This window comes from Nocardioides panacisoli, from assembly GCF_039537325.1.
Classification (GTDB): domain Bacteria; phylum Actinomycetota; class Actinomycetes; order Propionibacteriales; family Nocardioidaceae; genus Nocardioides; species Nocardioides panacisoli.
Genome location: NZ_BAABAH010000013.1, coordinates 54162 through 68534, shown reverse-complemented (window position 1 = coordinate 68534; position 14373 = coordinate 54162). Strand labels below are relative to the sequence as shown.

Sequence of the window (14373 nt, the reverse complement as noted above, 5' to 3'; positions counted from 1 at the left end):
GTGGGTGACATCGCAGTCCACCCAAGGAGATCGAGATGTCCCCGCTTCACCGTCTCGGCCTCGCGACCGCACGCCATCCCTGGCGGACGGTGGTCGCCTGGCTGTTCGCCCTCGTCGCGCTCGGAGGCCTGGCCTCCGTCGGCGGCGGCGAGTTCCAGGACAACTGGAACGTCCCCGACACCCGCGCCCAGGCCGGGGTCGAGGAGCTCCGCGACCACCTTCCCGACGCCGGCGGCTCGTCGGCGCAGGTGGTCCTGCACGACGACCACCGGCTCGAGGCCGCGGTCGTCCACGAGGTCGTCGCCGACCTGCGCTCGACCGACCACGTCACCACGGTCACGCCGCGGCTCTCCGAGGACGGCGACACCGCCCTCCTCTACGTCCGGTACGACGTCCCCACCACCGATCCCGCCATCTACGAGGACATCAGCGGCCTCGAGCACGCCACCGACGCCGCCGCAGACGCCGGCTACGAGGTGGAGTACGGCGGCGAGCTCCCCGGTACCGCCACCTCCCTGCAGGGTCGCGGCGAGCTGATCGGGATCCTGGTCGCGCTCGTGCTGCTGGTGATCGCCTTCGGCGCCGTGCTCGCGGCGGGCCTCCCGATCGCCACCGCGGTCGGCGGCCTCGCCGCCGGCTCGTCCGGGATCGCGCTGCTGGCGGGCATCATGGACGTGTCCACGTCCGCCCCGACGATCGCCACCATGGTCGGTCTCGGCGTCGGCATCGACTACGCCCTGCTCATCCTCACCCGGCACGTCGAGCGGCTCCGTGCCGGCGACGCCCCGGTCGATGCCGCTGCCCGCGCCACGGCCACGGCCGGCCGCGCGGTCCTCGGCGCCGGCGTCACCGTCCTGGTGTCGCTGATGGGCCTGCGCCTCGCCGGGCTCCCGACGTACGACGCCTTCGGCTTCGCCACCGCGATCGCCGTCGTCTGCGTGATGGCCGCCGCCCTCACCCTGGTGCCCGCGCTGTGCGCGCTCGCCGGGCGCCGGCTGCTGCCGAGGAAGGAGCGCCGCGCCCCGGAGGTCTCGAGGCTCGGCGCTGGGGCGCCTCGCTCCTCCACCACCGGGATCGTCGAGACCCGCGAGGTCAAGGAGCCGCTGACCGCCCGCTGGGCCACGACCGTGGCCAAGCGCCCGGTGGCCTGGGCGCTGCTCGCGCTGACCATCCTGCTGGCGCTGGGAGCACCGGCGCTCGGGATGCGTACCTGGCCGCAGGACGGCGGGAGCGACCCCAAGGACAGCACGACGCGGGCGGCGTACGACCTGGTCGCCGACGAGTTCGGCCCCGGGGCGAACGGCCCGATCACCCTGGTCGCCGACCTCGACACGGTCGACCGCGCCGAGGTGAAGCAGGTGCACGCCGACGTGGCCGGCCTGCCGGGGATCGCCGAGTCCGGGCCGGTGACCTACTCCCCCGACGGCAAGCTCGCCGTCTGGGACGTCGAGCCGACCACCTCGCCGATCGACGAGCGGACCACCGACCTGCTCGCGAGCCTGCGCTCGGACGTGCTGCCCGAGGGCGTGGACGCCACCGGCTACACGCCGCTGCTCAGCGACATCTCCGACCTGCTCGGCCAGCGCCTCTGGCTGGTCGTGGGCTTCGTGGTCGTGCTGTCCGTGGTGCTGCTGGCCCTGATGTTCCGCTCGGTCGTGGTGCCGATCAAGGCGGCCCTGATGAACCTGCTCTCGATCGCCGCGGCGTACGGCGTCGTGACGCTCGTGTTCCAGCACGGCTACGGGGCGTCGCTGCTCGGCATCGACCACGCGGTCCCGGTGTCCAGCTGGGTGCCGATCCTGATGTTCGCGGTGCTGTTCGGGCTGTCCATGGACTACGAGGTGTTCCTCCTGTCCGCGGTCCACGACGACTGGCTCGACACCGGCGACGCGCAGGGATCGGTCGTGCGCGGCCTGTCCAGGACCGGCCGGGTGATCTCGGTCGCCGCGGCGATCATGGTCGCCGTCTTCCTGGGCTTCGCGAGCGAGCCGGCCGTTGTCGTCAAGATGCTCGGTGTCGGGCTCGCCGCCGCCGTCGCCCTCGACGCGACCGTGGTCCGGATGGTGCTCGTGCCCGCCACGATGACGCTGCTCGGCAAGTGGAACTGGTACTGGCCCTTCTCGTCGGTGGTCGAGGTGCGGGGCGCCCCAGCGCCGAGCCTCGAAACCTCCGACGACGAGCGCGACGACCTCGAGGAGGTCGCCCGATGAGCACGCAGACGGCGTACCCCGGCCAGCTGGTGCTGCCCGGTCAGACGGCGGCGCCGGACGGCCCGATCGACATGATGATGATGTACCTGATGCACCACGCCTTCCGTCGCGACCTGCGCCGGTTCGCGGCGGCGGTGCCCCGCACGCCCGTCGACGACATCGACACCTGGCGTGCGCTGCGGGACCGTTGGGACTGGTTCGGCGTCATCCTGCACAAGCACCACAGCGGCGAGGACGCGGGCATCTGGCCGTTCCTCCTCGAGCGGGCCGACGCCGACGAGCGGGAGACCCTGCTCGCGATGGAGGCCGAGCACGAGAAGATCGACCCGCTGCTGGAGGGGTGCGGGGAGCTGTTCGCGGCCCTGGCAGCTGTCGGCGACGGGGAGGGCTCGAGGTCCCAGCTCCGCGCCCGGCTCGCCGTACGCCTCGTGGAGGCGCAGGACCTGCTCGGCCACCACCTGCGCCACGAGGAGACCGGCGCGATCGCGATCCTCCAGCGGCACACCACGCCGGAGGACTGGGAGCGGATCGAGGAGGAGCACTTCTCGGACAAGGAGTCGTTCGGCTTCCTGCGCACGGTCGTGTGCTGGATCGCCGAGGACCTCCCCGCCGAGGTGCTGCCGCGGGTCTTCGGCACCGCCGGCCAGGGCTTCCGGGTCGTCTGGTGGGTCAGCCGCAGGGGCTGGCGGCGCCGCGAGGCACGCGCGTTCCGCCACCTCCCGCCGGTGCTCGAGCAGCCGGCGTAGCGAGACCGGTCAGTCGAGACCTACTCGTAGCCCAGGACCGACTTGCGCTTCTCGCCCCAGGCCAGGGCGGAGGCGATGGCGTCGTCGAGGGAGAGCTCGGTGCGCCAGCCGAGGAGCTCGGCGGCCTTGTCGGCGTTGGCGAAGGCACCCACCGCGTCGCCGGGGCGCGGCGGGGCCTCGGTCGTCGGCACCGGCTTGCCCACGACCCGCTCGACCGCCGCGATCAGCTCGCGGACGGTGACGCCGTCACCCGCGCCGAGGTTGATGTAGGAGTACGGCGCCCCCTCGGCCGCGATCACGTCGTCGAACCGCTCGACCGCCGCCACGTGCGCACGCGCGAGGTCCCAGGCGTGGATGTAGTCGCGGATCCCGGTGCCGTCCCGCGTCGGCAGGTCGGTGCCGGTGATGGTGAAGGACGGCCGGTAGCCCAGCGCCGTCTGGGCCAGCAGCGGCACCACGTGGGTCGCGTCCTTGAGGTGGTAGCCGGTCTCGAGGTCCGGGTCGGTCCCGACCGGGTTGAAGTAGCGCAGGATGATCGCCCGCAGCGGCGTGGCCTTGGCGATGTCCTCCAGGCACATCTCCATCATCCGCTTGGTGCGGGCGTACGGCGACGTGGGCTCGACCGGGTCCCCCTCCCGCACCTCGAACTCCGGCTTGAGCGCATAGAGCGACGCCGTCGAGGAGAACAGGATCCGCGGCTTGCCGAGGCTCTGCAGCTCGTCGAAGAGCTCGAGCGACTTCGCGACGTTGTCGCGGTAGTACTCATAGGGCAGCTCCACCGACTCCGGCACGACGATCCGCGCGGCCATGTGCACGGTGGCGTCGAGGTCGGGGTGCTCGTCGACGATCCGGCGCAGCAGCTCGCGGTCGGCGATGTCGCCCTCGTAGAACGGCCGGTCCCCCACGAAGGCCCGCGGCCCGGTGAGCAGCGAGTCGAGGATGACGGGCGTGTGGCCGGCCTCCTCGAGCGCCTTCGCAGTGATCGAGCCGAGGTAGCCGGCGCCGCCGGTGACGAGGACCTTCATGGTCGGCAAGGCTATCGACCGACCCCCGGTCGCCCCGATTCCTAGACTGCGCTCGTGGAACGCGTCCTGGTCACCGGCGGCGCCGGCTTCGTCGGCTCCAGCTTCGTGCGGCACGTCGCCGCGCACACCGACGCCGCGGTCACCGTGCTCGACAAGCTGACCCCCGCGGCTTCACCGGAGTCGCTCGCCGGGCTCCCCGAGGACCGGGTTCGGCTGGTCGTCGGGGACGTCGCCGACCCCGCGGTCGTCGACCCGCTCGTCGGCGAGGCCGACGCGGTCGTGCACCTCGCCGCGGAGTCGCACAACGACAACGCGCTGGAGGACCCGGCGCCGTTCGTGAACACCAACCTGGTCGGCACCTTCACCCTGCTCGAGGCGGTGCGCCGGCACGGCGTACGCCTGCACCACGTCTCCACCGACGAGGTGTACGGCGACCTCGACCTCGACGACCCGGCCAGGTTCACCGAGGAGTCGGCCCTGCGCCCGTCGTCGCCGTACTCCGCCTCCAAGGCGGGCGCCGACCACCTGGTTCGCGCCTGGGTCCGCAGCTTCGGCCTGCGCGCGACGATCTCGGTCAGCTCGAACAACTACGGCCCCTGGCAGCACGTGGAGAAGTTCGTCCCGCGGCAGATCACCGAGGTGCTGGAGGGCCGCCGGCCCCGGGTGTACGGCGACGGCCGGCACGTGCGGGACTGGATCCACACCGAGGACCACAGCGCGGCCGTGCTCGCGATCCTCGAGCGCGGCCGGATCGGCGAGACCTACGTCGTCGGCGCCGACGGCGAGCGCTCCAACCTCGAGGTCGCGCAGGCGATCCTGCGGCTTGCCGGCCGCGACCCCGCCGACGTCGAGCACGTCGCCGACCGCCCCGGCCACGACCGCCGCTACGCCCTCGACGCCGCCAAGCTGCGCACCGAGCTCGGCTGGGAGCCGGGCTACCACGACTTCGAGATGGCGCTCGCCGACACGATGCACTGGTACGCCGACCACGCCGACTGGTGGCGCCCCCGCAAGGCCGCCGTCGAGGCGGCCTACGCCGCCAGGGGTCAGTGACGCACTAGCTCGAGCAGGGCCGGCACCAGGTGCCGGGAATGCTCGACCTAGGGCGGCTCCGGGCACTGCGGACATCGGTGCGCCAGTCCGTCCCAACCTTGGCGGCGGAGGATCTGCCCCACCCATCGGGCGGTCTCGCACTGCCCGCCGAAGACGAGACCGTAGGTGACCCGCGCGGTCACCGCATCGCTCACCGCGAGCTCGGCCAGGTCCCGACGGGCGTCGGCGTCCCACGAGACCGGGTTGTCGTGGATCGCCCGGCCGTCGAGCTCGATCACGACGCCGTACTTCTCGTAGCGCACGTCCTGCGCGGTCCGTCGGCCCGTCGCCGAGCTGACCCGCTGGCGCTCTGCGCGCGGAAGGCCGTGCGGACGCTCCACCCGCTCGAGGTAGCCACGCTCGAGCACCGAGCACACGCCGTCGCGGACATCGGTGAGCATGCCTTCGATCAATCGTCGCCCGCTGACTCGCTCTCTGCGACCCAGCGCTCTGATGATCCGGTCCGGAGTCGTCCGCCGATGGCACGCATTGGCGAGCGCTGCGTAGGCGCCCGCGACGTCCTCGCGCCTGATCCGCGCCTGCATCAGCTCGAGCACTGCGCGGTCCAGCCGCACCCGCGGCGGCGCGGCGCGCCAGTCGACATCGGTCCGAAAGTCAGTCATCCGGTGCGGGATGGCGCCGGGTGGGCGGAGGCGGAGGTTCCGCTTCACCTCGATCGCCACGTGGATCGGCGCTGGACGCTCACCCGGTACGGCGGACTCGAGCGTGAGCGCCGCTGGCCAGCAGGCGAGCACGGCGACCCACTGCCGTTGGACCAGGGTCAACGGCCCCGTGTGGGAGACGTAGACGCCCGGCGCTGCCCGCGCCAGCTCTCGTCGCCGCAGCATGCGCTCGATGTCGTTGTCCGAGAGCCCGTGCTCGAGCAGCTGCCAGCGCCCGAGCACGCCGCTCTGGACATGGTGCAGGAAATCGAGCATCCGGCCGTTGACCGCCATGGCTGGCTTGTTGCCGTCGGACGACGGCGCCACACCATGGGATCGACGACCTGTGGATGGCCGCCCGGACGCGCTCGCTCGAGCAGAGCCGGCACCAGGTGCCGGCGGTGCTCGACCTAGGAGGTCAGCGGCGGCGCAGGCCGGCGAGGGCCGGGCGTACGTCGGCCAGGTAGACCAGGGCGGCGATCGTCATCGCGAGGTTGACGATCGACAGCGGGATGGGGACGAACTGCAGCACCACGGCGATGCCGAGCACGAGGCACCAGGTCCCCTTGTTGAGCTTGCCGGCGGCGTCGTAGGACGCGGCCGAGTACATCAACGAGTTGGCGAACGCGAAGATCTTCACGACCAGGAGGGCGAAGACGACCGCGAGGTTGAAGTAGAGCTCGGGGTACGTCGCCGGCGGCGCGAAGAGGTACTGGTTCATGGCGGTTCAGATCCTACGGCCCCACGACAGAAGACGGCCCCGGGAGCGCACTCCCGGGGCCGTCCTGCTGCGAGCTGCGAAGGGTCAGGCCTTCTTGGCAGCGGTGGTCTTCTTCGTCGCGGTGGTCTTCCGCGTGGTGGACTTCCGCGCCGCCGGCTTCTTGGTCGCGGTGCTCTTCTTCGGAGCAGCCTTCTTCGCCGCGGCGTTGTTGGCCGGCGCACCCTGCTTGGCGCGCGCGTCCTTGGCGGTGCCCTCACCCGTGCGGATCTTGGTCAGGACGACCACGCCGCGCTTCGCGAGCTCGGTGTAGGTGCTCGTGACGACGCCGGGCAGCGCCTTGGCGTCGGCCTGGAGCTCGGCGAGCTTGGCCTGGGCCTTGTCCTGGAGGGTCTTCGGCTCGGGAGCCTTGAGGCCCTTGACCGTCTTCTGCACGTCGGCCACGCGGGTGGTGACGTTCTTCTGGACCTCCGCGACGCGGGTCTGCACGTCGGTGACGTAGCCGCGGGCGGTCTCGTAGGCGAGGTCGGTGGCACCGACACCGGCGTAGATCGGCTTGGCCGCCGCCGGGGGGATGTCGGGGAGGTCGATCTTCTTGAGGTCGATCGTGGGGACCTCGATCTTGGGAAGCTCGAGCTTCGGCATGCTGGGTGTCACCCTTCCGTGGTGATGTTGGTGGAAACCTGCGGTGCGGCACTCGCGCCGTCCTCGTCGACGAGGTCTCCGATCTCTGCAGCCACGATGTCGTCGGCGACGGCTTCGGGCTCCACGTCGGAGTCGTTGACGCTGTTCAGCGCGAGGAACGATGCGTACACATCGAGAAGCGACTGCTTCTGTCGCTCGGTGAGGCCGGTGTCGCTCAGGATCGCGAGCTCGACCGAACCACCGACACCGTCATCCGGGCTGAGGATCCCTGCCCGGATGTAGAGCTGTTCCGCCGAGATGCGCAGCGCCTTGGCAATCTGCTGCAGCACCTCTGCGGACGGCTTGCGGAGGCCGCGTTCGATCTGGCTCAGGTAGGGGTTGGAGACGCCGGCCTGCTCAGCGAGCTGCCGCAACGACAGCCGGGCCGAAACCCGCTGGTCCTTGAGGTAGTCGCCCAGCGACTCGACGGTCTTGCCGACCTTGCCCTTTGCCATGACCCCCACTCTGCTAGCAAATGCTAACTGTTGCAAGCGCTGGCGGGGTGAAGTGGTTCACAGAGGTACGAATCACCGTGATCGGGAAATACTAGTGACTTCATAAAGTCTGGCAGGATGGCGCACGTGGCGAACCAGCACCATCCCAGCGCGCGCGAGCTGGACGACCTCGAGCTGCTGACAGGTGGAGCCTTTCACCCGACGACCGGCTTCAACGAGCCGGGCAGCGCGGTCACCCTCCGGCTCCCCGACGAGATCGAGGCCGCCCTGGCGGACGGCGAGGCGGTCGAGCTGGTCGACCCCGAGGGGCTCCCCCTGGCCACCGTGACGGCCGACGGATCCGCCGAGGGCAGGCTCGAGGTCACCGCGCTGACGCATGCACAGTACGGCCCGTTCCGGCGCTACTACCTGACCCCCGCTCAGGTCCGGGAGCAGTACGCCGGCCGCACGGTCGTCGCCGTCACCGACGCGCTCACCGACGTCCAGGTCGCCCAGCTGCGCACCCTCGGCCCGGTGCTCCTGGTGGCGCTGGTGGGCACCGGTACGCCGGCCCTGTCCGCGGTCGGGCTGATCCGCGCCACGCTGCGGCTGGCCGGCGACCTCGACGCGGCGGTCGTCGCCGTACCCCTCGCGTCGCACGACGACCCGGCGGCCGACGCGGAGCTGCGGCAGCGGGTGCTGGCGGCGTACGCCGGTCCCGACCCTGTCGTCGAGCTCGCGACCGGCGGCGAGCTGGTGCTCGCGGTCGCCGACATCGTCGCCGACGAGCACCCGGCCAAGGAGGAGCAGGGCCTGGTCCTCTTCTTCACCGGTCTCTCCGGCAGCGGCAAGTCCACCCTGGCGCGCGCGCTGATGGACCGGATCCTCGAGCAGGGCGGCCGCACCCTCACCTCGCTCGACGGCGACGTCGTCCGCCGCAACCTGTCCGCGGGGCTGACGTTCTCCAAGGAGGACCGCGAGACCAACATCCGCCGGATCGGCTGGGTCGCCGCCGAGATCTCCCGGCACGGTGGGCTCGCCGTCTGCAGCCCGATCGCGCCGTTCGACGAGACCCGCCAGCAGGTGCGCAAGTACGTCGAGGACGCCGGTGGTGCGTTCTTCCTCGTGCACGTCGCCACGCCCCTGGAGGAGTGCGAGCGCCGCGACCGCAAGGGCCTCTACGCGAAGGCGCGGCGCGGGGAGATCCCCGAGTTCACCGGCATCTCCTCGCCCTACGAGGAGCCCCAGGACGCCGACGTCCGCGTCGACACCACCGGGCGCACCATCGAGGACGCGCTCGACGACGTGATCGTCGCGCTGCGGGAGTCGGGCTACCTCAACCTGTCGTCGGAGGCTTCGAGGCTCGCCTCGCTCGCACCTCAGCCACCGCGGGCGGAGGTGATCGAGATGCGCGGCGAGCCGGATGCCGACCTCGAGCCCAACGCCGACCAGCGCGCTCTCTCCGTCCTCTTCGTCTGTACGGCGAACATCTGCCGCTCGCCCTACATGGAGCTCCGGGCGCGCAGCCTCATGGCCAACGCCTCGGACGCGCCGCTGATCGAGTTCGCCAGCGCCGGCACCCACGGGTTCCGGGAGCACCCTGCGGACCCGACGATGGCCGAGGTGATGGCCGCCCGTGGCGTGCCGCAGAAGCAGATCGACGCCTTCACCAGCCGCCGGCTGTCCAGGAAGCTCGTCGAGACGGCGGACCTGGTCCTGACCGCGGAGGGCACGCACCGTGCCTACGTGCTGGAGGAGGTCCCCGCCTCCTTCCGCAAGGTGTTCACCCTCGGCCAGTTCGCCGAGTCGATCACCCGCGTCGACCCCGGCCTCAGCGGCGCCCAGCTGCTCGCCGCCGTCGGCCACCGACGGGCCGGCACCGCGCCGGCCCACGACGTCGCCGACCCGTACAACCGCGGCCTCCCGGCCGCGGAGCAGGCGGCTGATCAGATCGACAGCCTCCTGCGCGTCGTCCTCCCCCAGCTCACCGGTTCCGAGAGGATCGTGCCCTGATGGATCTCTTCACCACGACAGCACTGGCGACCGTGCTCGCCGGCTTCTTCGTCGGCATCGTCGTCGGGCTCACCGGCATGGGCGGCGGGGCGCTGATGACGCCGGCGCTGATCTTCCTCGGCGTCGGGTCGGGCAACGCCGCGACGATCGTCACCGCCGACCTCACCGCCGCCGCGGTCTACAAGACCGGCGGCGCGGCGATGCACTACCGCGAGGGCTCGCCCAACCTCCGGCTCGCCGGCTGGCTGATCCTCGGCTCGGTGCCGATGGCCTTCCTCGGTCCGTGGCTGGTGCACCACTTCGCCAACGGCGACTCCGACCAGCTCGACACCACGCTCAAGACGATGATCGGGATCGCGCTGCTGTTCGCGGCGTCGACCTACGCCCTGCGCCTCTACGTCAACCTCCGGCGGGTGCGCCGCGGTGGGCCGCCGGCCGACCCCGACCCGAAGATCCGCCCGCTCCCGACCTTCCTCGTGGGCGCGCTCGGCGGCCTGCTCGTGGGCATCACCAGCGTCGGCTCCGGCTCGGTGATCATGATCGCGCTGCTGATGCTCTACCCCGGCCTGTCCGCGGTGAAGCTGGTCGGCACAGACCTCACCCAGGCGGTCCCGCTGGTGCTCGCTGCCGCGATCTCCAACATCGCGATCAACGGCCTCGAGTGGGAGATCGCGATCCCGCTGATCGTCGGCTCCGTGCCGGGCACCCTGATCGGCGCGCGGATCGCGCCGCGGGTCCCGCAGTCGTTCATCCGCCGCGGCATCGTCGTGGTGCTGACGATGTCGGGCGTCGCCCTGCTCTACAAGGCCGGCTGGACACCGATCGGCGACAGCGACTCCTCGCCGTACGTCGTCGCGGCGGTCGGGATCGCGATGATCGTGCTGGTGCCGCTGATCTGGGGCCTCATCCGCAAGCAGGAGGGGATGCCGATGTTCGGCTCTCCGACCATCGCGGAGCTCGAGAAGCTGCCGCTCGACAAGGGCAACAGGGCCAACAAGAAGCCCGCCGCCCGCTCGTAGCGCTAGGCGACGAGCGTGTAGTCCGTCGCGGCGGCGGTCGGCATCGGGCGCTCGTTGCCCGCTGCGAACGCGCGCCCGCAGCCGAGGGCCAGCGGCACGCTGAGCAGGGCCCAGCCGGCAAGTACGGCGATGACCAGGAGCATCACGGGGCTTCACCCTTCCGGACGGCCGTCCGGGCGGGCGGCTCGTTCCCCAGCCGGACCTATACCCGCGTTCACGTGCCAGGAACCCTCTGGTAACGAAATCTTCCCTCGTCGGGCAAGGCGGCCGACACCGTCGAAGGTCCCGACCCTCTGACCCGAACGGACTAGGGGCGTCAGTCGCGACCGTAGATGTCGCGCGTGTAGACCTTCTCGGCGACGTCGTCGAGCACGTCGGTGCGGCGGTTGGCGAGAATGACGTCGGCCTTCGCCTTGAACTCGTCGAGGTCGCGGATCACCTTGGAGCCGAAGAACCGCTTCGCGTCCAGCTCCGGCTCGAAGACGACGACCTTCACGCCCCTGGCCTTGATCCGCTTCATCACGCCCTGGACGGCGGACTCGCGGAAGTTGTCCGACCCCGCCTTCATCGTGAGCCGGTGGATCCCCACCACCTTCGGGTCCCGCCTGAGGATGTCGGTGGCGATGAAGTCCTTTCGGGTCGTGTTGGCCTCGACGATGGCGCTGATCAGGTTCTGCGGCACGTCGCAGTAGTTCGCCTGCAGCTGCATCGTGTCCTTCGGCAGGCAGTAGCCGCCGTACCCGAAGGAGGGGTTGTTGTAGTGCGCTCCGATCCGCGGGTCCAGGCCGACACCCTCGATGATCTGGCGGGTCGACAGGCCGTGCATCGCGGCGTAGGTGTCGAGCTCGTTGAAGTACGCGACCCGCAGTGCCAGGTAGGTGTTGGCGAACAGCTTGATCGCCTCCGCCTCCGTCGAGCCGGTGAACAGGACCGGCGGGTCGGGGTCGAGCGCGCCCTGCACGAGCAGCTTGGCGAACAGCCGGCCCGGCTCGGTGTCGGAGCCGACGACGATGCGCGAGGGGTGCAGGTTGTCGTGGAGCGCGCGACCCTCGCGCAGGAACTCGGGACTGAAGATGATCGAGGCGCCGGGGTGCTGATCGCGCAGCTTGTTGGTGTAGCCGACCGGGACCGTCGACTTCACCACGATCGTCGCCTGCGGGCTGACCGCCAGCGCCTCGGCGGTCACCCGTTCGACACTGCCGGTGTCGAAGCAATTGGTCTCCGGGTCGTAGTTCGTCGGCGTCGCGACCACGACGTACGACGCGTCGGCGTACGCCGCGCACTTGTCGGTCGTGGCGGTGAGCTCGAGCGGCCGGTCGCGGAGGTAGTCCTCCAGCTCGGCGTCGATGATCGGCGACTCGCGCCGGTTGACCATGGCGACCCGGCCCGGCTCGACGTCGAGTGCCCAGACGTCGTTGTGCTGGGCGAGGATGACGGCGTTGGAGAGCCCGACGTACCCGAGGCCCACTACGGCGATCTTCACGCTCCGACCGTGCGACGCCCGCGTCACCGGCCGGCCACGACGAGGTGTACGTCGGCGAACCACCCACCGAACATCCGGACCGTCAGGTAGCGTCGGGCCGCCGAAGCTCCGAGCCTGAGGAGGCCCCATCTTGTTCGCCCTCGACTGCCCGACCAAGGGCTACGACTGGGGCTCGACGGAGGGCATCCCCTTCTTCCAGCGGCGCCAGAGCGACGGGCGGCCGGTGGCCGAGGTGTGGATGGGCACGCACCCGCTGGGGACCGCGCAGGTCGTGTCGGAGGAGGGCAGCAAGCCGCTCACCGACATCTCCGGCGACCTGCGGTTCATGATGAAGATCCTCGCCGCCGAGCGTCCGCTGTCGATCCAGGTGCACCCCGAGGCGACGCACGCGCGGGCGGGCTACGACGCCGAGCAGGCCGCGGGCGTGCCGCTGGACGCGGACGACCGCGTCTACAAGGACCCCTACGGCAAGCCGGAGATGGTCTACGCCCTGTCGACCTTCGACACCCTGGTCGGCTTCCGGCCGACCGCGGAGATCCTTCGCGTGCTCGCGCCGATGGAGACGAAGCTGAGCCAGGAGCTCGCCGCCGCGCTGCGGGCGCGCCCTGGCTTTAAGGGCATCGTCAAGCTGGTCGAGCGGCTGCTGGTCGACCCGCCGAGCAAGGAGGACGTCGCCGGCGTGGTCCAGCAGTGCCAGGCGGCGCTGGACCTCGGCATCGACGTGAAGCGCGCCTACGCGACGGCCGTCGAGATCGCCGAGCACCACGAGGGCGACGTCGGCATCGTGATCTCGCTGCTGCTGAACCGGTTGACGCTGCAGCCGGGCGAGGCGGCGTACCTCGAGTCCGGCATCATCCACGCCCACCTGAGCGGGATGTGCCTGGAGGTCATGGTCTCCTCCGACAACGTGCTGCGGGCCGGGCTCACCGCCAAGCACGTGTCCCCCGAGGGGCTGGTCGACAGCCTCGAGGAGGGCATGTCGCGCGTGTCCCGGGTGACGCCGCGGCAGCACGGCTTCTCGACCGACGTGTTCAGCCCCGGCGCCGGCGACTTCGCGCTCTCGGTGACCCAGAGCTCGCAGGCCGAGCCGGCGGGCGCCGTGCTCCCGGAGAAGGGCAAGCGGATCCTGGTGTGCACCGGCGGCGAGGTGGCGCTGGTCAACGAGGCCGGCGAGTCGCTGTGGCTGCAGCGGGGCGACGCGGCGTACGCCGACGAGGTCGACGGGGCCATCCGCGTGGTGGGCACCGGCGAGGTCGCGCAGGCCTACGTGCCGACCGAGGGCGAGTCCTCGAAGCTCACCGACCTGGTCATCCCCTGGGCCGAGCGCTGACCGGTCACCGGTTGCCCGTCGTCACCACGACAGGTCGAGGATGCGGACGGTGTAGACGAGCGGAGGTTGCGTGACCCCTCGCCACTTGATGCCGGAGACCTTGACGTCGACCACCGTCGTGTCATGGTGTCGCCTCGGAGACGCCGACAGGGTCCACAGGAGCATGTTGGTGTCTCCCGTCTGGTCCAGGGCTCGGATGCGCTGGCCCGTGGACAGCGTCAGGGTCACCCGTGCTCCGCGGAGGTCGACGTCGGCGCGTGATGTCTGCAAGGACCAGGTCGACGGTGTCACGCCGTACGGGAAATACCCGGCGCTGGGCCAGGAGATCCAGGGCGGGCGCGAAGCCTTTTGACTGTTGGGTCCGTAGACATAGAGAGAGTTGTACTGGCCGGCGTCGCCGCTACCGAAGGCGGTGGCGGTTGGATTCAGTATCGGCGTTCGATGCCCGACGGAGGGCACACCGTAGTCCGACATGTAGGCGTTGACCGCACTGCCGCCGGTCCAACCCATGGCCAGGTCCGAGCGGCCGGCGGCCTCGGCGCCTGCCCGCGACCAGCACCGCGTCGAGCGAGGCGGGTCGTGTGAGAGCGGCTCGGATCGCAGATAGCTCTGGATCACGGAGGAGCGCTGCGCGAGCCGGTTGAGACGCGGAGCCAGCACGACGGGGTCGAGCCCCGCCATGCCGCGGTACCAGTTGATCACTCCCGCGACCTTGCGGAGGACCCGCTCCGGCTGACGGGCGACCTTGCAGCCGTGGATCCTCGGGCTCGGCGTCCTGGACGAGCCGCGGACGTCCTGCTTCCAGGACCGGGTGACGACAGCAGGGTCCGTCACGTCGAGGGCGGACGGCGACCTCCGAAGATTCATGCCGTCATCCAGGTCGATGACCCCGAGGTCACGCTGCTCGTCCGGCGCGAGCGTCACGACGCCCGGGAAGTCTGCGCCGTCGTACTGGTG

Annotated in this window: 14 protein-coding genes; 6 read left to right on the top strand and 8 right to left on the bottom strand. The window is 70.9% G+C overall.

Annotation, left to right across the window (positions count from 1 at the left end):
* The first annotated feature begins 35 nt into the window (after positions 1-35).
* Complete coding sequence (locus ABD709_RS16310) at positions 36-2210, top strand: MMPL family transporter (RefSeq protein WP_344777320.1); 2175 nt, start codon at positions 36-38, stop codon at positions 2208-2210.
* Positions 2207-2956: a hemerythrin domain-containing protein gene (locus ABD709_RS16305; RefSeq protein ID WP_344777319.1), complete on the top strand. Its 750-nt coding sequence runs from the start codon at positions 2207-2209 to the stop codon at positions 2954-2956. Before ABD709_RS16310 ends, ABD709_RS16305 begins: the two co-directional genes overlap by 4 nt.
* Before the next feature lie 20 nt (positions 2957-2976).
* Here the strand turns inward: ABD709_RS16305 and galE are convergent, their stop codons facing one another.
* A complete protein-coding gene (galE, locus tag ABD709_RS16300) occupies positions 2977-3981 on the bottom strand; it encodes a UDP-glucose 4-epimerase GalE (protein WP_344777317.1) in 1005 nt (334 codons plus the stop codon).
* A gap of 54 nt (positions 3982-4035) precedes the next feature.
* On the opposite strand from galE, the gene rfbB reads away from it, so the two are divergent.
* Positions 4036-5034, top strand: a complete 999-nt coding sequence (gene rfbB / locus ABD709_RS16295; protein ID WP_344777315.1) for a dTDP-glucose 4,6-dehydratase — start codon at positions 4036-4038, stop codon at positions 5032-5034.
* 47 nt (positions 5035-5081) lie between these two features.
* Here the strand turns inward: rfbB and ABD709_RS16290 are convergent, their stop codons facing one another.
* From ABD709_RS16290 to ABD709_RS16275, 4 genes are all read right to left on the bottom strand, one after another.
* Positions 5082-6029, bottom strand: coding sequence for a hypothetical protein (locus ABD709_RS16290; RefSeq protein WP_344777313.1), 948 nt, complete (start codon positions 6027-6029; stop codon positions 5082-5084).
* A gap of 124 nt (positions 6030-6153) precedes the next feature.
* Positions 6154-6456 (bottom strand): DUF2516 family protein, encoded by a 303-nt coding sequence (locus ABD709_RS16285; protein ID WP_344777311.1) that lies wholly within the window; start codon positions 6454-6456, stop codon positions 6154-6156.
* 84 nt (positions 6457-6540) lie between these two features.
* Positions 6541-7098 (bottom strand): hypothetical protein, encoded by a 558-nt coding sequence (locus ABD709_RS16280; protein WP_344777309.1) that lies wholly within the window; start codon positions 7096-7098, stop codon positions 6541-6543.
* Between the two features lie 8 nt (positions 7099-7106).
* Positions 7107-7592: a helix-turn-helix domain-containing protein gene (locus ABD709_RS16275; protein WP_344777308.1), complete on the bottom strand. Its 486-nt coding sequence runs from the start codon at positions 7590-7592 to the stop codon at positions 7107-7109.
* Between the two features lie 126 nt (positions 7593-7718).
* Here ABD709_RS16275 and cysC point away from each other — a divergent pair, with 126 nt between their 5' ends.
* Both cysC and ABD709_RS16265 read left to right on the top strand, forming a co-directional pair.
* Positions 7719-9584: an adenylyl-sulfate kinase gene (gene cysC, locus ABD709_RS16270; protein ID WP_425575155.1), complete on the top strand. Its 1866-nt coding sequence runs from the start codon at positions 7719-7721 to the stop codon at positions 9582-9584.
* Positions 9584-10603, top strand: coding sequence for a sulfite exporter TauE/SafE family protein (locus ABD709_RS16265; RefSeq protein WP_344777304.1), 1020 nt, complete (start codon positions 9584-9586; stop codon positions 10601-10603). The genes cysC and ABD709_RS16265 overlap by 1 nt, the downstream gene beginning before the upstream one ends.
* 2 nt (positions 10604-10605) lie before the next feature.
* Here the strand turns inward: ABD709_RS16265 and ABD709_RS16260 are convergent, their stop codons facing one another.
* Both ABD709_RS16260 and ABD709_RS16255 read right to left on the bottom strand, forming a co-directional pair.
* Positions 10606-10749 carry a hypothetical protein gene (locus ABD709_RS16260; protein WP_344777302.1) on the bottom strand — a complete coding sequence of 48 codons (144 nt, stop codon included), beginning with the start codon at positions 10747-10749 and terminating at the stop codon, positions 10606-10608.
* Positions 10750-10919: 170 nt separating this feature from the next.
* The gene (locus ABD709_RS16255; protein WP_344777300.1) at positions 10920-12086 is read right to left on the bottom strand and encodes a nucleotide sugar dehydrogenase; all 1167 of its coding nucleotides are present in this window, start codon (positions 12084-12086) and stop codon (positions 10920-10922) included.
* Between the two features lie 130 nt (positions 12087-12216).
* Here ABD709_RS16255 and manA point away from each other — a divergent pair, with 130 nt between their 5' ends.
* A complete protein-coding gene (manA, locus tag ABD709_RS16250) occupies positions 12217-13416 on the top strand; it encodes a mannose-6-phosphate isomerase, class I (RefSeq protein WP_344777298.1) in 1200 nt (399 codons plus the stop codon).
* A gap of 21 nt (positions 13417-13437) precedes the next feature.
* On the opposite strand, the gene ABD709_RS16245 is transcribed toward manA, so the two are convergent.
* Complete coding sequence (locus ABD709_RS16245) at positions 13438-14340, bottom strand: CAP domain-containing protein (RefSeq protein ID WP_344777296.1); 903 nt, start codon at positions 14338-14340, stop codon at positions 13438-13440.
* Positions 14341-14373 lie beyond the last annotated feature (33 nt).